We start from the raw sequence: 19,698 nt of genomic DNA, 5'->3' as shown, positions 1-19,698 counted from the left end.
GAGGGGCAATAAATCAACAAGTGATGAATTGTCTGCCGTGTCCGGCCGGGGCGCGTCCTGCCGGTCCGGCCGCCGCCCGGGGGCCGGGCAACGAAACGGCGGCGACGCCGGCCTGGTGGGGCCGGCGCCGCCGTGAGTCGCGAGTCGGTGCCTAGTTGCCCCAGCCGAGGAGCCAGACCTGGCCTCCTGCCCCGTAGCGGTTCTTCTGCCACGGGTAGGCCCGGGAGGAGCACACGCCCGTGTAGGGGTTGTAGGAGGTGCAGAAACGCCATCCGTCCGTGACGTCCCAGACGTTCCAGCCGACGCCGTACGCCTGGATGTTCTGGCAGCCCTCGTACATGTAGGTGGGCAGGTTGGTGCTTCCCGTGCAGCTCGCCGAGGTGTACGTGATCTGGGAGCCGTTGCCGCACCAGGTGTGGTAGCCGACCCCGTTGAGGCCGGGAGCCCCGTACGTGGTCGTCAGATACCAGCAGCCCGACGCGAAGTTACCGGAGGTGTTGGAGAACTGCCTGGCGGGCGACAGGATGCCGCTGGCGAACTTGCCCTGGTTGGTGTCGATGATCCTGGGAGGGGTCTCCTGCTGGCGGGACATGTCGATGTACTTGTCCAGCCCCCTCCTGCGGATCTCGTCGGCGGTCAGGGCGCGCGCCGTGGGCCTGGGGGGCGGGTCGACCCGCTGGACCGGGGAGGCCGGCGAGCCGCCCGGGGAGGCCGGCGGGGCGGGCGAGAAGGCTCCGAGGCTCAGGACGGCGATCGCCGCGAACGCGCAGCTGACCGTGACTCGGGCGAATCGTCGATTCAATGGCATGCGGCATGCTCCTTATCAAAACGGCGCGCCGCGGGCAGGGGTGTAGGAATTCCCGTCCACGGGGCGAGCTTGATGGCGTAGGAAATATATAAGCCCGCCTTTCCTGGAGTGCGGAATCTGGTTTCCGGCCGGGTAAACGAAAATTTCCCAGGGTAATCGGCGGACGGCCTTGCGTGCCCTCGCCGTCTGTGGTTTCGCGGGCATGGCCAGAACACGGGGAACCCGGCGCGACGTGTAAGAAAGGAATTACGAAGGACCGTCGTGTTTTTCTGGAAGGCGGCCCGGGTGCCTTTCCGGGGAATTCTCGAGAGTAGGCGGATCCTGCCCCGTCCAGACTTCTTTCGCGGATTTACCGCCTGTTCGGGGGACGTGTCCCGACAAACGTGCTCGGTCCGGTACCGGGGCCGGGCGCGGAAACCGGTCGTTCGCCTCCCGGGAGGCCCGTCACTCCGGCGCACCGGATCCGGGCCTCTCGTGATCGTTGGAACCGGCGTGGGAATCGGATAGGAAGGAGAGCATGACTACCGAGCAGACGTTCGTCATCGTCGGAGCGGGCCTGGCCGGGGCCAAGGCGGCGGAGGCCCTGCGCGAGGAGGGCTTCTCGGGCCGGATCACGCTGATCGGCGCCGAGACCGAGCTCCCGTACGAGCGGCCCCCGCTCTCGAAGGGCTACCTGCTCGGCAAGGAGGAGAAGGCCAAGGTCTACGTCCACGACGAGGGCTGGTACGCGGACAACTCCGTGGAACCGCTGCTCGGGCGCCAGGTGACGGACCTCGACCGGGCCGCGCACCAGGTGGAACTGCACGACGGGCGGCGCATCCGCTACGACAGGCTGCTCCTCGCTCCCGGCGCCTCACCGCGCCGCCTCGACGTGCCCGGCGCCGACCTGGACGGCGTGCACTACCTCCGCGGCCTCGACGACTCGGAGCGGTTGCGCGAGGCGATCCGCAGCGGGGGCAGGGTGGTCGTCGTGGGCGCGGGCTGGATCGGGCTGGAGACCGCCGCGGCCGCCAGGGAGTACGGCTGCGAGGTGACGGTCATCGAACCGAGGGCGGTGCCGCTGCACGCCGCGCTCGGTCCCGAACTGGGCGCCTTCTTCGCCGACCTGCACCGGCGGCACGGCGTCGACCTGCGGCTCGGCCGCGAGGTGACCGGACTGCTGGGCTCCGGACGCGTCCACGCGGTCGCCACCGACGACGGGCGGGAGGTCGCGGCCGACGTGGTGATCGTCGGTGTCGGCGTGAACCCCGAGACCGAACTCGCCGAGCGGGCCGGCCTGGCGGTGGAGAACGGGATCGTCGTCGACGAGTCGCTCCGCACCGAGGACCCCGACGTCTACGCCGCCGGTGACGCGGCGAACGCGTTCAACCCGCTGTACGGCACCCGCATCCGGGTCGAGCACTGGGCCAACGCGCTGAACGGGGGACTGGCCGCGGGCAGGGCCATGCTCGGCCGGCCGGTCGTCCATGACCGGCCGCCCTACTTCTTCACCGACCAGTACGAGGTCGGCATGGAGTTCTCCGGCTGGTTCGCGCCCGGCGGGTACGACTCCGTGGTCATCCGCGGAGATCTGCAGTCGGGCGCCTTCCACGCCTTCTGGCTCGCCGGCGGGCGCGTCGTGGCGGGGATGCACGTCAACCAGTGGGACGAGGGCATCGCACCGGCCCAGGACCTGATCCGCAGCGGTGTGACCGTCCGCCCGGAGCGGCTCGCCGACCTCTCCGTGCCGCTGAGCGACGTCACGAAGGGCTGACGCACGGCCTCGCCCCCGGCACGGGAACCGGAGCGCCCGCCCGCCCGTCCACGGATAAGGAACCGCCCCATGGGAAGAGGATCCGCAGGAGGCGAGTATGACCCCCACCGAAAACGTGACCGTAGAGACACACGGCCGGCAGGAGTCGCTCGCGCTGGCCGGGACGATCTGCGACCTCTACCAGGCGGTGTTCTCACTGCCTCCCTTCAACGGGAACCGCGCGGAGTTCGCCAACCAGCGCTCCTACTTTCCCAACCTGGCCGACCGGCCCGGATTCCGGTTGACCACCGCGCGCTCCGGCCCCGAGTTCGTCGGATTCGGGTACGGGTACCTGCTGCCCGCCGACGCCCGCTGGTGGACCGGGCTGGCCGAACCGGTCGATGAGGAGTTCGCGACCGAGACCGGGACCAGGACGTTCGCCATCATCGACTACGGGGTGCTGCCCGGCTGGCGTGGCCTCGGGGTCGGGCACCGGATCCATGACGAGTTGATCGCCGGATCCGGTGCCGAGCGGGCGACACTGTCGGTGCAGCCCAGGGCCGCGCGGACCCAGGCGATCTACCGGCGGTGGGGATGGCGGAAGGTGTCCCACAAGCTGGTGGACCCGCCGATCCCCGCCCCGGTCTTCGACATCCTGGTGCTGGAGAAAATGCCCACGGCACGCCGCCGGTGAACCGACTCGCCAGGCGATTCGTCAGGCGATGAGCTGGAGGGCGTGCAGCTTCTCGTCCAGGGCGGCCACCTGGCGGGTCCTCGCCCACGGGTTCAGCGCCTCGCGGACCTCCACCACCGAGCGGGCCAGCCGCGGCGAGGTGTTCCGGCAGGTGAGGCGGGCGGCCTCGCCGATGTGCTCGCACGCCTCGTCGATGGCACGCAGCCGCAGATGCCCGCGCGCCAGATCCAGGCGGCTGAACGCCAGGTTGCGGACGAACGTCGGGTCGATCCGGGCCAGGGAGCGGGCGGCCATCTCGACGGCGGCCTGGGCGTCGCCCATGTCCAGCAGACACTTGGTCTTGGTCGACAGATACTGCCCGTCGCCGTAGAAGTAGAGCAGCTTACCGCCCACGTCCTCGGTACCCGCGTGGCCGAGCTCGCGGAGGGCCCGGTCCAGGCTCCTCATGCACCGGGCGTGGTCCTTGTGGCGATCGGTCTTGGCCGAGCGGCGCAACACCGCCGAGTAGGCGCGGGCGCCGACGTCGCAGGCGTACGACACCAGCAGCTTGCTACCGGCCCGCTGCCCCCAGGCCAGCGCCCCCAGCGCGTGCTCGACACCCTGGCGGGGATCACCCTGCCAGGTCGCCAGCTGCGACCAGTTGGCCAGGACGAAGCTGTTCATCGCGTCGTTGTCGGCCCGGTGCGCGGCCGACTTGGCCTGCTCGTAGTAGTAGTTCGCCCCGTTGAAGTCGTTGAGGTTGAACAGCACCCAGGCGGTGAACCTGCAGATGTTGGCCAGCAGGTACAGCAACCTCTCGCGCACCTCGTCCGTCGACGCGGCCGGGATCAGCGACCGCACCAGGTGCTGCTGGGCCAGCACGGTCCCCAGCACCGACTGGGGGCCGAGACTGTCCTCCTGCCGCATGCAGTGGTGCAGCACCGCGTCGATGTGGTCGACCGTCGCCTGGTCCACCCGGGACGGCTCGGCGGCGATCAGCGCGAGCCGGTCGAGCTCGTCGTCGTTCAGCCGGTCCAGCAGCGGAGAGGCCGCCGCCGCGGCCGCCGCGGCCCTGACCAGGGCCAGTACGTCACGCCGGTTCATGGACGCCGCCCACTGGGCGAGAGCCCGTACGAGGGCGTCGTACTCCTCCTCGCGGGTGGCCCCGACCGGCGCGGGCCCGGCGGGCAGGGCCGGCAGGGTCGCCAGCACCCCCTGGATGTCCTCGCGGCAGAGGCTGCCCGCGGCTCCCGCGGCCACCAGTTCCCGTCCCCGGAGTCGGACGGCCGGGGCGTTGTGCTCGTCGGCATCGCGGTGGTCTTCACCGTCGACCAGATCGGCGGTGCGGCACTGATAGATACGGGCCAGCCGGTTCAGACCGGCGATCGGCGGCTCGTTGCCGGTGGGGCCGGGCCAAGCCTCCCACGACCCGAGCTTGCGGGTCGTCAGTGGCTCGTTCGGCCAGTACTCGTTCCATAGATGGCAGACCTTGGCTTGTGTGAGTCGATGCGCCTCCCGGAAGCCCTGACGGGAGTTCAGGTGCCAACGTCGCTGGAACTCCGCTGCGACCTCCGCCCACGTGCAACCACGCTCGCGGAGTTCAGCGCTGAAGATGTCCATCTGCTGCTTGACGCTGCGCGGTGCACGTGGCATCGGCTCGGCCTCTCCCGGCGGTTCCTCCGGTGGTGATTCTTCGGGCCGAACGTTACTGGCCGATCACGTTCGGTGACGGCAGAGTGCAGAAATCAGCGACCAGATCGCCGATCCCTGCCACGGCACCGTCGTGCGAGGCGAATCGACATCCGACAGCGACGAACAGACGTGGTCTCGTCGCCTGTTTCCGGCACGCTCCGCACAGGAGGGTGGAGACAACGCCGGAGCCGTCGGATTCGCGTGATCTCATGGCTCGGGCGGGGCGTCCCTATCTGCGCCGGGGACGTGTGACCGAATCTCCGTTGAACCTCCCTGGAGCCATCACATGACCGTGCTCCCCGTCGAACGGCCGGGACCGATGCACTCACCGTTTCACCCTGATCTGGGCGTCCCCGACGAGCTGTCCCTGGAGGCGGCCGAGCTGCGGCTGGCGGCGCAACCGGCCGCCGCGTCCCAGGCCCGCGACTTCACCCGTACGCAGCTGCGCAGGTGGGGTCTGCGGGAGCTTTCCGATGTCTGCGTGCTGGTCGTCTCGGAGATGACCACCAACGCCATCAAGGCCACCGCCGTCCCGCACACCCCCGACGGCTACGCCTGCCCGCACCCCTCGGCCCCCTGCGCCTGCTCGCAGGCCGCCGGCCCGTACCCGATCGTGCTGCGGCTGCGCCTCACCACCGTGGGCCTGTTCGCGGAGGTCTGGGACAGCAGCGACGGCGAGCCTCAGATCACCGAGGCGGGGGAGGACGACGAGAGCGGCCGGGGCCTGCAGCTCGTCGGCGTCTGCACCGACGAGTGGGGCCACTACCGGTCACCGGCCAGCGGGAAGGTCGTCTTCGGCCGCTGGGCTCTGCCGTTCGCCCGGCACGGCCTGGACGTGGTGCCCCGGCAGCCGTCCGCGTACTCCCGGATCCGTACGGCACGTACGTGATCCCCCGCTCCGCGACGAGCCGGGACTTCGCGGCGAGGTGTCGCCCCGCTTCCCCGGCAGCCGGCTGGACGCCGTTGCTCCCAGCCTGTTCTGCCGGCTCGTTTTACCAAGGTCTGCTCGGTAGGCGGTGAATCAACCGAGCCGGTGTCGACAGGCAAGGGCCGTGACGGGTGCCGGCCCATGCCTGCGAAAGAGAGCCGAACGGCTTTCGTGACACCGCCGGATTCGACCGTCGGCGATCCGGTGTCGAGACTGCGGGAAGCGCGACGACCGGCCGCTTACCGCTCCCCACCTGATACGCGTACCCCCGCCTCCGCGTGACGCGTGGGTGATCCCGGAGCGGTCGACACGCCGTGTTCGGCGACGGGGCCGGCACACCGCCGTGCCGGCCCAGGGGAAGGCCGGACGGATCCCCGCGAGACACCGGGCCGCACATCCCAGAGAACGCTTGCTCTGGATCTTGTCACGCTTCGGTAGCGATTTCCTTTTCCGTTGGATTATTTCCGGCTATATCGCCATATTGGCGAAGGAATTTTTGACAAGCGGAGGTATGAGTGAAACGCGTCGTCTTTATCGCTACTGTGGCCGCTCTGGCCGCGGCCACAGTGACGACTCCGGCGCAGGCACGGCAGCCAAGCGCTGAAACCGGCCCGAACACCGAGTACGTGGTCCTCTACCGGCAGGGCGTGAGCGCCGTCGACGCCCGGCGGGCCATCCAGGCCGCGGGGGGAAGCCTTCTCAAGGAGAACGGCGCCGTCGGCGTCGCCACCGTCACCTCGACCAACCCCGGCTTCACGGCCGCGCTCCAGGGCAGCGACCCGATCGAGGGCGTCGCCCGCAACCGGTCCGTCGGCAGCGTCCCCAAAGCCGTCCCCGCGACCGGCGCGGCGCGCGGGGCCGTCGAGGCCAGGGCGGTGGAGAAGGAGGGGCGCGACGCGCCCGGCGGCACCAAGGCCGTCAAGCCGGGCAAGGCGGCCCCCGCCGCCGAGCCGCTGTCGGAGCTGCAGTGGGACATGAAGCAGATCCACGCCACCGTCGACGGCTCCTACAGTCGCGAGCAGGGCGACCCCGGCGTGCTGGTCGCCATCCTCGACACCGGCGTCGACGGGTCCCACCCCGACATCGCGCCGAACTTCAACCACGAGCTGAGCCGCAACTTCACCGTGGACATCCCCTACGACGCCGACGGCAACGAGGTCGACGGGCCGTGCGAGGAGGACCCCGACGGTTCCTGCGAGGACCCCGCGGACGTCGACGAGGACGGCCACGGCACCCACGTGGCCTCGGCGCTGGCCTCCCCGATCAACGGGCTCGGCATCGCGGGCGTGGCGCCCAAGGTCTCGATCGTCAACCTGAGGGTCGGCTCGGACATCGGCTACTTCTTCTTGCAGCCGACCGTCGACGCGCTGACCTACGCGGGTGACGTCGGCATCGACGTGGCCAACATGAGCTTCTACATCGACCCGTGGCTGTCCAACTGCGCCGACAACCCGGCCGACTCCCCGGCCGAGCGCCTGGAGCAGGCCACGGTCAAGAAGGCCATGCAGCGGGCGCTCGACTACGCCCACGCGAGGGGTGTGACCCTGCTGGCCGGCGCCGGAAACGAGGGCGCCGACATCACCAAGGACTACGTCGACACCTCCAGCCCCAACTACGTCCGGGTGCCCGGCGAGCGGCCCCACCCGCGCACGATCTCGTCGAACTGCTCCATCATGCCTGCCCAGGGCAACCACGTGATCACGGTCTCCGGGACCGGCGTCAGCGGCCGCAAGGCGTACGGCTCCAACTACGGCGACGGCTTCATCGACCTGGCCGCCCCCGGTGGCGACAGCTTCGACACCCCCGACAACAGGAGTGACATCACCAAGGCGACGCTGGCGGCCTACCCCCAGGCGCTCGCCGAGGCGCGGGGCGAGCTCAACCCCGACGGCACGCCCAACGTCAAGTACCTGGTCCGCGACTGCCAGGGCGGCGTCTGCGCCTACTACGAGTACCTCCAGGGCACCTCGATGGCGGCCCCGCGCGCCGCGGGCGTGGCCGCGCTGATCGTAAGCAAGTACGGTGTGCGCGACCGGGTGCACGGTGGCAAGACGCTCAACCCCACCGTCGTGGAGACGATCCTCAAGGCGTCGGCCACCAGGCCGGGCTGCCCCACCCCGCCCGCGTACACCTACACGCGACACCTGTCGAACGGCAACACGGTCGTCACGACCCACCTGTGCGAGGGAAACAAGCTCCGCAACGGCTTCTACGGCTACGGCGTCGTGGACGCCCTCAGGGCCGTCCGCTGACCTGACGGCGCCCCCGGCCCCTCCGATCGGCCGGACTCGCCACGAGACCCCGCTCTCCGTACAGGGCGGGGTCTCGCGCTTCGCGGAGACCAGACCTCGAGGTCAAGGTCGGCGAGCACGAACGGTTCGTGATCTGCCATAACCCCGAGACGGCCGTCCCTGCCGAGGACAGGAAGATCGAGGTCAGTTGCAGAGACTGATATACCACACCGGCTTGAAATCTATTATTTCGAAATAGCCTGGAGGGGTCGACTGAATCTCAGCGTGTCGCTGGTTGAGGTACTTCACGGTGACGTTCTGATTGTTGTACACCAAACTGTTTCGGTCGCCGTTGACGCCCCAATTGGTCAGGGCGTACTCGGTGCACCTGTAGAATTGAAATCCAATGTTCTGATTACCGCTCCCCACCTGAGTGGTGCAGAATCTGGAGGCCGGGCAGCGCTGTGTCCAGGCGACGCGCCCGATGCCGAGCGGGTCCTCCGTGTACTCGGCGCTGGGACTCACGGTCACCAGGGCGCCGGCCGCTTCGGCCTCTGTGCTCTCGTTCGATGCCTGCGGCGTAACAGTCGGCGTGCCGTCAGTGCCCGCTGCGACCTGGATGACGTCGGTGCGGAGTGGAGCGTCGTCCAGTATCGCGGCGTTGGTGGTGGTCCCCGTCGACAGCAGTCCCACCGCGACGAGTGCGGTCACGGCGGTTACCCGCCTGATGAGCGTCGCCTTCATGGACCTTCCCTTTCCACGGTCGTACCAGTGGCGGATCTCGCCATGAAACGACCCTCACAAGGCACGTTTCAGCGAACAAGATCCCGGAGCGGGAAGGTCTGAAATGTTGGGAACCTTGTCCTTCCTTGGCTGCCCGGATCCGGTCAGCGAAGGAAGGCATCGGGGAGGGACGGCCATGAACTCGGCGGCGCTTCCGAACGCCCGCCCCGTCACCCCCACACCCGGTCACTTATGACGAGCCGGGAAACGGTGGAGTCGGGGCGCCGCTGTATGCAAGGTCCGGCTTCGAGGTTCCGCGAGCCGGGCGGTTCTCGCGACAAGGCCTGGTTCGACGCCGGTTCAGTGGCCGCCGGTGAGTTCTCCGCTGAGGGTGTCGTGCATCCTGGCGCTGTGCGGGTTGAGGCCGATGATCTCGACCGTCTTGCCGCGGGCCTCGTACTTGGTGGTGACGGCGTCCAGGGCCGCGACGGAGGAGGCGTCCCAGATGTGCGCGCCGGTCAGGTCGATGACCACCCTGTCGGGGTCGCCCGAGTAGTCGAACTGATGGATCAAGTCGTTGGTGGAGGCGAAGAACAACTCTCCGGTGACGGAGTAGACGACCTGGTGGCCCGCTGGGTCGGTGACGGCGGTGACATTGACCAGGTGGGCGACGCGCCTGGCGAAGATGACCATAGCGGTGAGGGAGCCGAGGACCACGCCGATGGCCAGGTTGTGGGTGGCGATCACGGCCGCGACGGTGACGACCATGACGGTGATCTCACCGGCTGGCATCCGCCTGAGGGTGGCGGGGGCGATGGAGCGCCAGGCGAAGGTGCCGAAGGCGACCAGGACCATCACCGCGACCAGTGCGGCCATCGGGATCCGGGAGACGAGCGGCCCGAAGGCGATGCACAGCACCATCAGGAAAACCCCGGCCAGGAACGTCGACAGCCGAGTGCGGGCCCCGTTCTTCACATTGATCATGGTCTGGCCGATCATGGCGCAGCCGCCCATGCCGCCGAACAGGCCGGTGACGATGTTGGCGACGCCCTGCCCGATCGATTCGCGGGTCTTGCTTGAGCGGGTGTCGGTGAGGTCGTCGACGAGCTTGGCGGTCATCAACGACTCCATCAGCCCGACCAGCGCCATCGCCAGCGCGTACGGGGCGATCAGCTTCAGGGTGTCCAGGGTGAACGGCACGTCGGGCAGGCCCGGGACCGGCAGCGAGGAGGGCAGCACGCCCCGGTCGCCCACGGTCGGCACCGCGATCCCGGCGGCCACCGTGATGACGGTCAGGATGACGATCGACACCAACGGCGCCGGAACCGCCTTGGTGATTCTCGGGAAGAACACCATCAGGGCCAGGCCACCGGCGACCAGGGGGTAGACGGCCCAGGGGACGTCCCGCATCTCCGGGATCTGCGCGGCGAAGATGAGGATGGCCAGCGCGTTGACGAACCCGACCATCACCGAGCGCGGCACGAACCGCATCAGCTTGGCCACCCCCAGGGAGCCCAGGACCACCTGGATGACGCCGGCGAGGATGACCGCGGCGACCAGGTGACCCAGGCCGTGTTCCCGGTTGAGCGGAGCGATGACCAGGGCGACGGCACCGGTCGCCGCGGAGATCATCGCCGGGCGACCGCCGACGACGGCGATCGTGACGGCCATGGTGAAGCAGGCGAACAGCCCGACCGAGGGGTCGACCCCGGCGATGACGGAGAACGAGATCGCCTCGGGGATCAGCGCCAGGGCCACCACCAGGCCGGCCAGCACCTCGGTGCGCGCGACCTTCGGAGACAGCCAGGACGGCCGGAAACCGCGCAGTCGCGCGACCGGGGACAGCGGGGAAGTCTGCAAGGGGAGATGAACCTGTCGTGCTCGGGCGCGTCCCCGTCGATACGGGAACGCGCGGGGGAAAAACGCGCGGGAGACCGGGGTGGCCACCTGCGGATCGCCCACGACAGCGGCGGGCGGAAGTCGTCACGGAGCCGAGGGCCGGCTCAGCCTGGGCGAAGGATCACGGGCGAAGTGTCACGGCGGGCAGGCGGCGCGGCCCGGCATCATGGCTGTGCGCACGCTCTCTCCCACTGGGTATCGGTGGTCTTCGCCTGGGACGTCATCTGGAATGTGACCGTCCGCGGGCACGGCCGGGTTCACACCCGTATCGGTGAGCAGACGGCGCTACGGGGCCGTTCTCCACGCACGCTGACTCTACCCGGTGGGGCCGGGCGGAGAACCGGCCAGGCATTCGCAGGTGAGATGGCGTGCAGGCCACCCCCGTCGCTGTCGCACGAGTCCGTACGGCAGCGCGACCCACATCGCGTCCGCCGAACACCTCCAGCAGCGCTCGGGGAGGTCCAGCCGGGTCGGCATGCCGTCGATGAGCGTGCGCGGACCGGGCGTAGGACGTGGTCGTGCGGGGTCACCAGCCGGACTGCCGAATGGCGCGTGAAGCTTTCCGGCCTGGCGCGGTAAGTACAGGTGACCGCATACGCCAGGAAAGGCCAATATGCATGACAATCACCCGCGAAGTCGTCGAGAGCGATGACGCGACCCTCATCGAGAGGTCGCTGAACGAGCCGGAGAGCTTCGCCGTCCTGTTCGACCGGCATGCGCCGCTGCTGCACCGCTACGTGACCAGGCGACTGGGACCCGGCGAGGCGGAGGACGTCGTGGCCGACACCTTTCTGGCCGCCTTCCAGCGCCGGGGCGATTATGACCGGGGCCGCCCCGACGCCCGCCCGTGGCTGTACGGCATCGCCTCCAACGTGATCGGCAAACGGCGGCGCACCGAGAGGAGCCTCTACCGGGCGTACATCCGCAGCGGCGTGCATCCGGCGGAGATACCGGGCTCGCAGGTCGAGGACGGGGTCAACACCCTGGCCGTCAACCGGCCGCTGGCGCGGGCCCTGCTGGGGCTCAAACGGGCCGATCGCGACGTGCTGCTGCTCGTCGCCTGGGCCGAACTGAGCTACCAGGAGGTCGCCGACGCACTGGCCATCCCCCTGGGCACCGTCGCCTCGCGGCTCAACCGGGCCCGTACCCAGATCCGCCAAGCCCTGGAACAAGGAGAATGACGATGGACGAACTGAAGACCATGTGGGAGACCGTTCCACCGGCCACCCCGGAGGATCTCGCCGGAGCGAGGCGGCGGCTACTGAACGGGATGCACACCCGGCGGCGCGTCGTCACCGCTCCCCGGCTGCTGGTGGCGGCCGGTGTCGCGGCGGTGACCGCCGTCACACCGCTGATCGCCGGGACCGGAACCCCCGCGTACGCGGTGACCAGGAGCCCCGACGGCACGATCACGATGACCGTCAACGAACTGCGCGACCCCACGGGACTGCAGGCCAAGCTGGGCGAGGCCGGGATCAAGGCCGACGTGGCGTTTCTGGCCCCGAACACGCGGTGCGCGGACGGCCGGTTCAGCAGCGTGGACGCGGCCTACAACGGGCAGCCCGTCACCGATCCGGACGAGTTGCGTTCGCTCATGAACGAGTGGCGCTCGCCCAAGGTCACCCGGCCGATCTCCGTACGTGAGATCCAGATCTTCCCGGAGTACATCGATCCCGACGAGACGCTCGTGCTGGAGTTCCGCGAGGAGGACGAGGGCGCGGAGGTGTCCTGGCGACTCGGCGCTTGGCTGGCCCAGGCGGGCACACCCGTGAGGCCGTGCACACCCATCGAGGACGCCGGCTAGTCACACGACCGGCTGGACAAGTCCGCCGTCCCGCACCCACGGGCGCAGTTTTTCCGGATTGCGGACCGCCCAGATCCGGGTGACGCGGCCGTCTGCGACATCGAACGAGGCCACGGTCATGACGACGCCGGCACGCTGGGCCACCAGGCCCGGCACACCGTTGACCGACCGCTCCAGGAGTTCGAACCCCGGAGCCCTGTCGGCGATGGCGACCATGTACCGGGCGATACGCGCACCGCCTTCGATCGGACGCAGGACGGTATCGACCATGCCGCCGCCGTCGGCGGTCATCACGGCGGCCGGGGCGAGGAGGTCGACAAGGGCCGCGATGTCCCTGGTCTCCCATGCCTTTTTGACATGCCGCACCGCGTCGGCCTGCCCGGCCGCCGCCACCGGAGCTCGCGCGACGCGCACCCGCCGCCGGGCGGAGGCCGCGAGCTGCTTACAGGCCGCAGGGGTCCGGCCGAGGATGCCGGCGATCTCGGCGAAGGGGTACCGGAAGACGTCGTGCAGGACGAACGCCACCCGCTCGGCGGGTGTCATCGACTCCAGGACGACGAGGAAGGCCATGTTCACCGATTCGTCCAGGACCATCTGGTCGGCGGGGTCGCTGCCATGGCCGTGGTCCCACTCGGCCTGGTCGGGCAGCGGATCGGGCAACCACGCGCCGACATAGCGTTCACGCCGGGCTCGCGCCGAGCCGAGCACGTCCAGGCAGATGCGGCCGGTCACCGTCGTCAGCCAGGCGCCGGGGGAGACGATCTCGTCCTGCCGACTTCGTGGCAGCGCGTACCAGCGCGCGTAGGCCTCCTGTACGGCGTCCTCGGACTCGGCCAGCGAACCGAGCAACCGGTAGGCGACATTGATCAGTTGGCGTCGCTCACCGGCCATCTCGTCGGCGCTCGTCCCAGCCGTCCCCATGCTCCCGGCCGCCTCCTCGCCTTACCTTTCGCGGGCCCGCGTCGTCGGACCGGTGAGACCTTATCGACCTACTGCCCCCGGGCGGAAAAGGGGACCGTGGCATGGCGACCCAGGCGACGGCACAGCGCCGCTTCTCGTTTCTGCAGATCGCGATCACCCTGCAGACCCTGACCATCTTCCTTCAAGCGGTCTCCGCCGGACTGCTGCTGACCTCGTCCTACGGAGAGACGCTGCACAGTGTCGGAGCCCGCGTGATGTACGGGGCGTCGATGCTGTACGTGCTCGCGGCGGTGCTGGCGTGGAAGCCGGGCGGCGGCTCCCCCCGGCCCGTCTGGCACGCGTCCGGCTTCCTTGTCCTCGCCTCGGTCCAGGTCGTGCTCGGCATCGCGCACGTACCGTCGGTCCATCTCCCTCTGGGCGTCCTGATGTTCGGACTGAGCGTGCTGGCGCTGGCGCGACGCTGAAGTCCGATCGTCGGCGGCGTTCTCAACCAGCGCGCAGGCCCCGGTCGGCGAAGGCGATCAGCCACTCGAAGCTCTCGTCGATGTCGGCGCTCCACTGGAAGCCGTTGGACGCCTGTAACGTGGCGAAGCCGTGCCAGAGGCTGCGGAGCATGCGCAGAGCGTGGTCCATGTCGGACTCGGCGATCTGGTAGCCGCGCAGGACCGCCGTGAACGCGCCGAGCAGCCGCCGGCCCGCGACGGCCAGCGGATCGTCCGGGCCGGACGGTTCGATGCCGATCGTCGCGGCGTACCGGCCGGGGTGCTCCAGGACGAAGGCGCGGAAGGCGCGCGCCGCGGCCGCCAGGGCGTCGCGGCCCGCGTACCCCTGGATCGCGCCGCCGACGGCGTCGGCGGCCTCGTTCAGCGCCAAGGCCGCGATGCGCCGGTTGAGGTCCTCCTGGCCGCCCACGTGCTTGTACAGGGACGGGGTACGCACGCCCACCCGCTCGGCCAGCAGACCCATCGTCAGGTTGGCGAGGCCCACCTCGTCGGCGAGGGCGGCACCGGCCGCGACCACGGCCGCCGGGTCCAGGCCGGCCCTAGGCACGAGCGGCGTCCGATCGGAGGAAGGAGAGCACGAGCGAGACCACCTGGTCGGGGAACTGGTCGTGCGGGTAGTGCCCGGCGCCCTCGATCATCTCAAGGCGACCGAGGCCGGACGGCAGGGCGTCGACGATCGCCGAACCCTCGGCGTGCGGGTCGGCCCAGTCGGGGTCGAGCGTGCCCATCACGACCAGGACGGGGCAGCGGACGTCGCCGAGCCGCGCGCCGGCGTCGGCCGGGGCGCTGCGGCCCATGCCCTGCATGGCCTTCATCCGGCCCGGCTCGCGCATCAGGGAGTCGACGCGGCCGAGCCGCTCGGCCCAGCCGGCCGGTTTCACACCGGGGTAGGCCACGTCGAGGTACGAGCGCCAGAGCGGCACGCTGCCGAACACGGCCGTGCCGAGCAGCCGCAGCATGCCCTGCCGGAAGCGCCGCACCCGCAGGTCGCCGAGGCTGATCGACTGCTTGCGGGTGAACGGCGCCAGCTCGACGACCGCGGTGACCAGCGAGGGCTCCCGCGCCGCGGCGATGGTGGCGGCGCCGCCGGAGAACGAGTGGCCGACGAGCACGGCCGGGCCGCCCAGGTGGCGGATCACGGCGAGCAGGTCGCCGGCGACGTCGGTGCGGCTCCAGGACGGCCAGCCGACGCTGGACTCACCGCAGCCGCGCAGGTCGACCGCGGCGACCCGATAACCCGCCGCCACCAGCGGCGGGATCACCGCACGGTACGCGGCGCGGCTGTCGCCCATGCCATGGGCGAGGACGATGAGCGGGCCGGACCCCGCCACCTCGTAAGCGATCGTGCCGCCGTCGACGGCAAGGTACTCGGTCACGACATCTCCCAGGTTTGGCTAACTCTGTTAGCTGAAAGCTAATCTAATTAGCCAAACCCGTCAACGGCGAGACCCCCGGCACGGCCACCGACGCTCGAAGCGACGCCGGTGCGGACCGCGAAGACGAGGCCGTACGCCTGTCACGAGGAGCGGATACCCCGCTAGCGGCCGATCTTGTCCAGCTCGGCGAGCTCCTCGTCGGAGAGCGAGAGGCCGGCGCCGGCGACGTTCTCGCGCAGGTGCGCCACCGACGAGGTGCCGGGAATCAGCAGGATGTTCGGCGACCGGCGCAGCAACCAGGCCAGGGCGACGGACATCGGCGTCGCATCCAACCGGGCGGCCACGGCCGACAGCGCCGAGGACTGCAGCGGGCTGAAGCCGCCGAGCGGGAAGAAGGGCACGTAGGAGATGCCCTCTTCGGCGAGCTCGTCGACCAGCTCGTCGTCTTGGCGGTAGGCGAGGTTGTACATGTTCTGCACGCACACGATCGGTGCGATCGCCTGTGCCTCGGCGACCTGTTCCGCCGTCGCGTTGCTGACTCCGAGGTGGCGGATCAGGCCCTGCCGCTGGAGTTCGACGAGCGTCTCGAAGGGCTCGGCGAGTGAGCCGGGTTGGGGTCCCTGGGCGTTGCCGAGTCGGAGGTTGACCAGGTCGAGCACCTCGAGGCCGAGGATCTCAAGGTTCTCGTGGACGGCGCGGCGCAGGTCTTCGGGCCGTCGGGCCGGGGGCCAGCCGCCGTGTTCGTCGCGGGTCGCGCCGACCTTGGTCACGATGTGCAGCGATTCGGGGTAAGGGTGCAGCGCTTCACGGATCAGCTGGTTGGTGACGCGCGGTCCGTAGGCGTCGGCGGTGTCGATATGGGTGATTCCGAGGTCGACGACCTCGCGGAGGACCGCGAGTGCGCTGTCGTGGTCGGCGGGCGGGCCCATGACCCCGGGGCCGGCGAGCTGCATGGCGCCGTAGCCGAACCGGGTGACGGTCAGGTCGCCCAGGGCCCAGGTGCCGCCGGGAAGCGAAGTGGAGAGCGTGCTCATGCCTCTGTCTTTCGTGTTGGGCCGGGTGGTGGTGCATAACGGCTCGTTGCATCAGTATGGGTAGGTAACTTCCTGACAGGAAGTAGGCACTTCGGAGTGCGTAAAGCACCCACGGGTTAGAGGAGCGGTCGATGGCGACGACGACGGCGGCCCAGAAGAGGGCACAGGCCAAGGCGGAATATGACGCTTTCCTGGCGGCGTGTCCTAGCCGCCAGCTGCTCGACCGGATCTCCGACAAATGGGTCACGCTGGTCCTGGCCGCGCTGGGCAGCGACGGCTCGCATCGGTTCGGTGCCGACTGCGCCGGCGAGCCCCGGTCGATGCGCTACTCGGAGCTGGCCCGCCTGCTGGCCGGCGTCAGTCAGAAGATGCTCACTCAGACGCTGCGCTCCTTGGAGCGTGACGGTCTGATCACCCGCACCGCGACGCCGACCGTGCCCGTCACGGTCTCCTACGAGCTGACCGACCTCGGTCTCTCGCTGCACCAGATGATGCGCGGCCTCAAGGGCTGGGCCGAGACGCACATGGACGATGTGCTCGCCAACCGCGCGACGTACGACACCCGCACCACCTGAACCAAGGAGCGGAGACGCGACATCGGCCGCTCCCTCCATCCGCCACTCCGGCTCGTCGACGTCGAGGTGGACGCCTCGGGCGGTTGCGGCGCCCGGTCTCCTTCTTCGATGCACGGCGCTGAAAGGTGGCGTCATTGCGTCGGCGGGTAATTATGCAAGATCTTTCACTTTTGATTACGGAAAATGCGGCCGCCTGGGATTTTGAGGGATATTCAGGTTCGATAATTTTTATGCCATGATTTGTCTGATAGGTCCGAATGGACTATCAAGGATCTCGAACGGTTCGTCGATGTTCGAGACCGGATGCCGATTCGATGGCTACCCTGAATGGCGGCGACATCATCGGAATCCGCTGTTTATCGGCGCACCCCTGACGGATATGGCAAAGTGTCCAACCGATATCGATAAGTAGGGGTGGGCCGTCCGAGGGATATCGGCGCTGAGGCTGCCCTTCGCCTGTCCGTACGAAGAGCTAGCGTTTGATGGCCGAGGTCAAGTGAACCCTTCCCCCTCTCGGAGTATGGTCGCGGAGAGCGACAGGTCTCCCGGCCTGGTTTCAGGGGTCGGGTGGAACCGTGCCCCGAATCGCGACCGGCTCTACGAAATCGATGCGCTCCGGATCGCCGCGGCCGTCTCCGTGGCGATATACCACTACGTCTTCTCCGGGTACGCGGGCGGTGCGATCCGGATCGGTTTTCCGGCGGGGAGTGAGATCGCCAGGTTCGGTTACCTGGGCGTTGACATGTTCTTCTTGATCAGCGGTTTCGTCGTGCTGCTCAGTGCCTGGAACCGTCGTCCGGGAGCCTTTCTGGTGTCCCGGATCGTCCGTCTCTATCCGGCCTTCTGGGTCGCGGTGACGATTACCGCGCTGGTCTCCGCCACGCTGAGCATGGGCAGGTACCCCGTCACGCTCGTGCAGTATCTGGCCAATCTGACGATGTTCAATTCGTTGCCCGACATTCCCAACATCGACGTCGTCTACTGGACGCTGTGGGCCGAGATCAGGTTCTACGCGCTCGTCTTCGTGCTCGCCTGGATCGGCATCACCCGAAGCCGGGTCGTCGGGGTGCTGTGGGGCTGGTTGGCGCTGACCTTCCTGCTGCAGAGCGGGGTGCTTCCCGCCCCGGTCCATTCGGTGGCCGACCTGGTGGTGCAGTCGCAGTTCTCGCACTACTTCATCGCGGGCATGGCCCTGTGCCTGCTCTACCGGTTCGGCCTGTCGGCGCAGCTCGCCGCGATCGTGCTGATCTCTTTCGGCAACGCCGTCTACCGGGGTATCGAGTTCGCCGGCAAGGTGGGCACCCGCTACCGCACCGAGATCGAGAGCTCCGTCGTCGTCGCCGTCATCGTCGCGATCTTCATCGTGCTGTTCCTCGTCTCGCTCCGCGTCACCCGGCGGCTCGGCCGCCCCTGGTTCGCCGTCGCCGGAGCCCTGACCTACCCGCTGTACCTGATCCACGCGCACGTCGGCTTTGTCATCTTCGACCGGCTCGGCGACGTCGTGCAGCGTTACGTGCTGCTGACCGGCATGGTGACGCTGATGTGCCTGGTGGCCTACGCCATCCACATCCTGGTCGAACGCCCGCTGGCCCCCCTGATGAAACGGCTCCTCACCCCGGCGGCTCGGTAACGCCGCCTTTCAGGGCCGCCGGGTGGAGGCGCGGCTGATCAGGTGCCAGGAGACGTCGGCGCTCCGGCCGGCGGGGGCGGGGTGGCCAAGGGCGGTGCGGGCGCAGTGGGCGCCCTGGTCGCGGAGGGACTGGGCGATCGTGGTGAGCCCGGCGGGGGTGGCCGTGTCGGAGTCGTCCCAGCCGCTGAGGGTGAGGTCGCCGGGGACGCTCAGGCCCAGCCGGGCGGCGGTGCGCAGCGCGCCGAGGGCCAGCTCGTCGCTCATCGCGGCGATCGCGTCGCAGGCGTACGGGCCGGTGAGCAGCTCGGCCGCGAGGGCTTCGGCCTCGTGCGCGCTGTTGGTGGAGCAGACGGCGACCAGGACCTGTGACCAGTCGCCGCCGGTGGAGGCCCAGGCGTCGCGGTAGCCGCGCAGCCGCTGCCGGGTGACCCGGAAGGTCGAGGCGTCGGGGTCGACTCCAGGGGACGCGCCGTCCGAGGCGGTTTCGGGGGAGCCCCGGGTGCCGAAGGCGACCTGGGAGATCCGGCCGCGGTCGAGGGGGAAGCTCAGCACTCCAGGACGTCGTGCCCCCGCGAAGACCTCGCGGCCCACCGCCGTGGCGGCGGCGCGGTCGTCGGCGGCCACGAAGGACAGGCCCTCGCGGAGCGGGCCGCCGTGGATCACGGCGGGCAGGCCGGTGGCGGCGATGGCGTCGATGACGGGGTCGTCGTCGGCGGTCGTCCAGACCACGAAGGCGTCGACGGCCGCCTCGGTGACCCGGTCGACGTCGGAGGGGGCTCCGGTGACCGGGACGAGCGTCAGGGCCATGCCGTGGTCGGCGCAGACCTGGGCGACGCCGGACAGGAAGCGGGTCGCCTGCGGGTCGTCGAAGGCGTAGGTGAGGTGCTCGCCGAGGACGACGCCCAGGTTGCCGGTGCGGCCTCGGCGCAGTGACCGCGCGCCGGGGTGCGGGCCCGGATAACCGAGGCGTTCGGCGGCCTCGCGGACCCTGGCCCGCGCCTCGTCGGAGACCCGTCCTGGCTGGCCGTAGGCGTACGAGACGGTCATCACGGACACTCCTGCCGCGCGGGCGACCTCCGCCATGGTCACCCGGCGTCGTGCCGTCCGTCCGCTCATGGGCCGAGGATATCTGTGTATCGATACACAAGAGGTTTGTGTATCGTTACACA

Annotated in this window: 18 protein-coding genes; 9 read left to right on the top strand and 9 right to left on the bottom strand. The window is 69.4% G+C overall.

The window, feature by feature from the left end; translation table 11 throughout:
* Positions 1-151: 151 nt before the first annotated feature.
* Positions 152-808, bottom strand: coding sequence for a hypothetical protein (locus AB0J58_RS03215; protein ID WP_364209530.1), 657 nt, complete (start codon positions 806-808; stop codon positions 152-154).
* A gap of 517 nt (positions 809-1,325) precedes the next feature.
* Between AB0J58_RS03215 and AB0J58_RS03210 the strand changes: the two genes are divergently transcribed.
* A complete protein-coding gene (locus AB0J58_RS03210; protein ID WP_364209527.1) occupies positions 1,326-2,561 on the top strand; it encodes an FAD-dependent oxidoreductase in 1,236 nt (411 codons plus the stop codon).
* Positions 2,562-2,658: 97 nt separating this feature from the next.
* On the top strand, positions 2,659-3,234 hold the full coding sequence (locus AB0J58_RS03205; protein WP_364209525.1) for a GNAT family N-acetyltransferase: 576 nt from the start codon (positions 2,659-2,661) through the stop codon (positions 3,232-3,234).
* A gap of 21 nt (positions 3,235-3,255) precedes the next feature.
* Here AB0J58_RS03205 and AB0J58_RS03200 read toward each other — a convergent pair whose 3' ends face one another.
* Positions 3,256-4,866, bottom strand: coding sequence for a hypothetical protein (locus AB0J58_RS03200; protein ID WP_343965482.1), 1,611 nt, complete (start codon positions 4,864-4,866; stop codon positions 3,256-3,258).
* Between the two features lie 325 nt (positions 4,867-5,191).
* On the opposite strand from AB0J58_RS03200, the gene AB0J58_RS03195 reads away from it, so the two are divergent.
* A complete protein-coding gene (locus AB0J58_RS03195; RefSeq protein WP_364209522.1) occupies positions 5,192-5,794 on the top strand; it encodes an ATP-binding protein in 603 nt (200 codons plus the stop codon).
* A 581-nt stretch (positions 5,795-6,375) separates the two neighbouring features.
* Positions 6,376-8,085 (top strand): S8 family serine peptidase, encoded by a 1,710-nt coding sequence (locus tag AB0J58_RS03190; RefSeq protein WP_364209519.1) that lies wholly within the window; start codon positions 6,376-6,378, stop codon positions 8,083-8,085.
* 183 nt (positions 8,086-8,268) lie between these two features.
* On the opposite strand, the gene AB0J58_RS03185 is transcribed toward AB0J58_RS03190, so the two are convergent.
* Together AB0J58_RS03185 and AB0J58_RS03180 are read right to left on the bottom strand one after the other, a co-directional pair.
* Entirely contained in the window at positions 8,269-8,808 is a 540-nt protein-coding gene (locus AB0J58_RS03185) for a hypothetical protein (RefSeq protein WP_364209516.1), read from the bottom strand.
* A 339-nt stretch (positions 8,809-9,147) separates the two neighbouring features.
* Entirely contained in the window at positions 9,148-10,614 is a 1,467-nt protein-coding gene (locus tag AB0J58_RS03180; RefSeq protein WP_364209825.1) for a SulP family inorganic anion transporter, read from the bottom strand.
* Positions 10,615-11,303: 689 nt separating this feature from the next.
* Between AB0J58_RS03180 and AB0J58_RS03175 the strand changes: the two genes are divergently transcribed.
* Together AB0J58_RS03175 and AB0J58_RS03170 are read left to right on the top strand one after the other, a co-directional pair.
* The gene (locus AB0J58_RS03175; RefSeq protein WP_364209513.1) at positions 11,304-11,867 is read left to right on the top strand and encodes an RNA polymerase sigma factor; all 564 of its coding nucleotides are present in this window, start codon (positions 11,304-11,306) and stop codon (positions 11,865-11,867) included.
* 2 nt (positions 11,868-11,869) lie between these two features.
* On the top strand, positions 11,870-12,490 hold the full coding sequence (locus AB0J58_RS03170; protein WP_364209511.1) for a hypothetical protein: 621 nt from the start codon (positions 11,870-11,872) through the stop codon (positions 12,488-12,490).
* On the opposite strand, the gene sigJ is transcribed toward AB0J58_RS03170, so the two are convergent.
* Positions 12,491-13,411 carry an RNA polymerase sigma factor SigJ gene (sigJ, locus tag AB0J58_RS03165; RefSeq protein WP_364209508.1) on the bottom strand — a complete coding sequence of 307 codons (921 nt, stop codon included), beginning with the start codon at positions 13,409-13,411 and terminating at the stop codon, positions 12,491-12,493.
* Between the two features lie 101 nt (positions 13,412-13,512).
* Here sigJ and AB0J58_RS03160 point away from each other — a divergent pair, with 101 nt between their 5' ends.
* Positions 13,513-13,875 carry a hypothetical protein gene (locus AB0J58_RS03160; protein WP_364209505.1) on the top strand — a complete coding sequence of 121 codons (363 nt, stop codon included), beginning with the start codon at positions 13,513-13,515 and terminating at the stop codon, positions 13,873-13,875.
* Positions 13,876-13,897: 22 nt separating this feature from the next.
* On the opposite strand, the gene AB0J58_RS03155 is transcribed toward AB0J58_RS03160, so the two are convergent.
* The 3 genes from AB0J58_RS03155 to AB0J58_RS03145 all read right to left on the bottom strand — a co-directional run bounded on the left by AB0J58_RS03155 (position 13,898) and on the right by AB0J58_RS03145 (position 16,324).
* Positions 13,898-14,461 (bottom strand): TetR-like C-terminal domain-containing protein, encoded by a 564-nt coding sequence (locus AB0J58_RS03155; RefSeq protein WP_364209502.1) that lies wholly within the window; start codon positions 14,459-14,461, stop codon positions 13,898-13,900.
* The gene (locus AB0J58_RS03150; RefSeq protein ID WP_364209499.1) at positions 14,454-15,290 is read right to left on the bottom strand and encodes an alpha/beta hydrolase; all 837 of its coding nucleotides are present in this window, start codon (positions 15,288-15,290) and stop codon (positions 14,454-14,456) included. The genes AB0J58_RS03155 and AB0J58_RS03150 overlap by 8 nt, the downstream gene beginning before the upstream one ends.
* A gap of 161 nt (positions 15,291-15,451) precedes the next feature.
* Entirely contained in the window at positions 15,452-16,324 is an 873-nt protein-coding gene (locus tag AB0J58_RS03145; protein ID WP_364209496.1) for an aldo/keto reductase family oxidoreductase, read from the bottom strand.
* Positions 16,325-16,455: 131 nt separating this feature from the next.
* Here AB0J58_RS03145 and AB0J58_RS03140 point away from each other — a divergent pair, with 131 nt between their 5' ends.
* Both AB0J58_RS03140 and AB0J58_RS03135 read left to right on the top strand, forming a co-directional pair.
* The gene (locus tag AB0J58_RS03140; protein ID WP_364209493.1) at positions 16,456-16,899 is read left to right on the top strand and encodes a helix-turn-helix domain-containing protein; all 444 of its coding nucleotides are present in this window, start codon (positions 16,456-16,458) and stop codon (positions 16,897-16,899) included.
* Positions 16,900-17,419: 520 nt separating this feature from the next.
* The gene (locus AB0J58_RS03135; RefSeq protein ID WP_364209490.1) at positions 17,420-18,529 is read left to right on the top strand and encodes an acyltransferase; all 1,110 of its coding nucleotides are present in this window, start codon (positions 17,420-17,422) and stop codon (positions 18,527-18,529) included.
* Positions 18,530-18,538: 9 nt separating this feature from the next.
* Here AB0J58_RS03135 and AB0J58_RS03130 read toward each other — a convergent pair whose 3' ends face one another.
* Positions 18,539-19,645, bottom strand: a complete 1,107-nt coding sequence (locus tag AB0J58_RS03130) for a LacI family DNA-binding transcriptional regulator (RefSeq protein ID WP_364209487.1) — start codon at positions 19,643-19,645, stop codon at positions 18,539-18,541.
* Positions 19,646-19,698 lie beyond the last annotated feature (53 nt).

The sequence above is a fragment of the Streptosporangium sp. NPDC049644 genome, from assembly GCF_040675205.1.
Lineage (GTDB): Bacteria > Actinomycetota > Actinomycetes > Streptosporangiales > Streptosporangiaceae > Streptosporangium > Streptosporangium fukuiense.
The sequence above is the reverse complement of the archived record's forward strand: the minus strand, read 5'-3'. Positions and strand labels throughout refer to the sequence as shown.

What these genes read in the sequence shown, in the direction of transcription:
- AB0J58_RS03140 (WP_364209493.1), top strand. Translation starts at nt 16,456, where the DNA reads ATGGCGACGACGACGGCGGCCCAGAAGAGGGCACAGGCCAAGGCGGAA.
- AB0J58_RS03205 (WP_364209525.1), top strand. Translation starts at nt 2,659, where the DNA reads ATGACCCCCACCGAAAACGTGACCGTAGAGACACACGGCCGGCAGGAG.
- AB0J58_RS03145 (WP_364209496.1), bottom strand. Translation starts at nt 16,324, where the DNA reads ATGAGCACGCTCTCCACTTCGCTTCCCGGCGGCACCTGGGCCCTGGGC.
- AB0J58_RS03200 (WP_343965482.1), bottom strand. Translation starts at nt 4,866, where the DNA reads ATGCCACGTGCACCGCGCAGCGTCAAGCAGCAGATGGACATCTTCAGC.
- AB0J58_RS03185 (WP_364209516.1), bottom strand. Translation starts at nt 8,808, where the DNA reads ATGAAGGCGACGCTCATCAGGCGGGTAACCGCCGTGACCGCACTCGTC.
- AB0J58_RS03175 (WP_364209513.1), top strand. Translation starts at nt 11,304, where the DNA reads ATGACAATCACCCGCGAAGTCGTCGAGAGCGATGACGCGACCCTCATC.
- AB0J58_RS03215 (WP_364209530.1), bottom strand. Translation starts at nt 808, where the DNA reads ATGCCATTGAATCGACGATTCGCCCGAGTCACGGTCAGCTGCGCGTTC.
- AB0J58_RS03130 (WP_364209487.1), bottom strand. Translation starts at nt 19,645, where the DNA reads ATGAGCGGACGGACGGCACGACGCCGGGTGACCATGGCGGAGGTCGCC.
- AB0J58_RS03160 (WP_364209505.1), top strand. Translation starts at nt 13,513, where the DNA reads ATGGCGACCCAGGCGACGGCACAGCGCCGCTTCTCGTTTCTGCAGATC.
- AB0J58_RS03135 (WP_364209490.1), top strand. Translation starts at nt 17,420, where the DNA reads ATGGTCGCGGAGAGCGACAGGTCTCCCGGCCTGGTTTCAGGGGTCGGG.
- AB0J58_RS03170 (WP_364209511.1), top strand. Translation starts at nt 11,870, where the DNA reads ATGGACGAACTGAAGACCATGTGGGAGACCGTTCCACCGGCCACCCCG.
- AB0J58_RS03195 (WP_364209522.1), top strand. Translation starts at nt 5,192, where the DNA reads ATGACCGTGCTCCCCGTCGAACGGCCGGGACCGATGCACTCACCGTTT.
- AB0J58_RS03210 (WP_364209527.1), top strand. Translation starts at nt 1,326, where the DNA reads ATGACTACCGAGCAGACGTTCGTCATCGTCGGAGCGGGCCTGGCCGGG.
- sigJ (WP_364209508.1), bottom strand. Translation starts at nt 13,411, where the DNA reads ATGGGGACGGCTGGGACGAGCGCCGACGAGATGGCCGGTGAGCGACGC.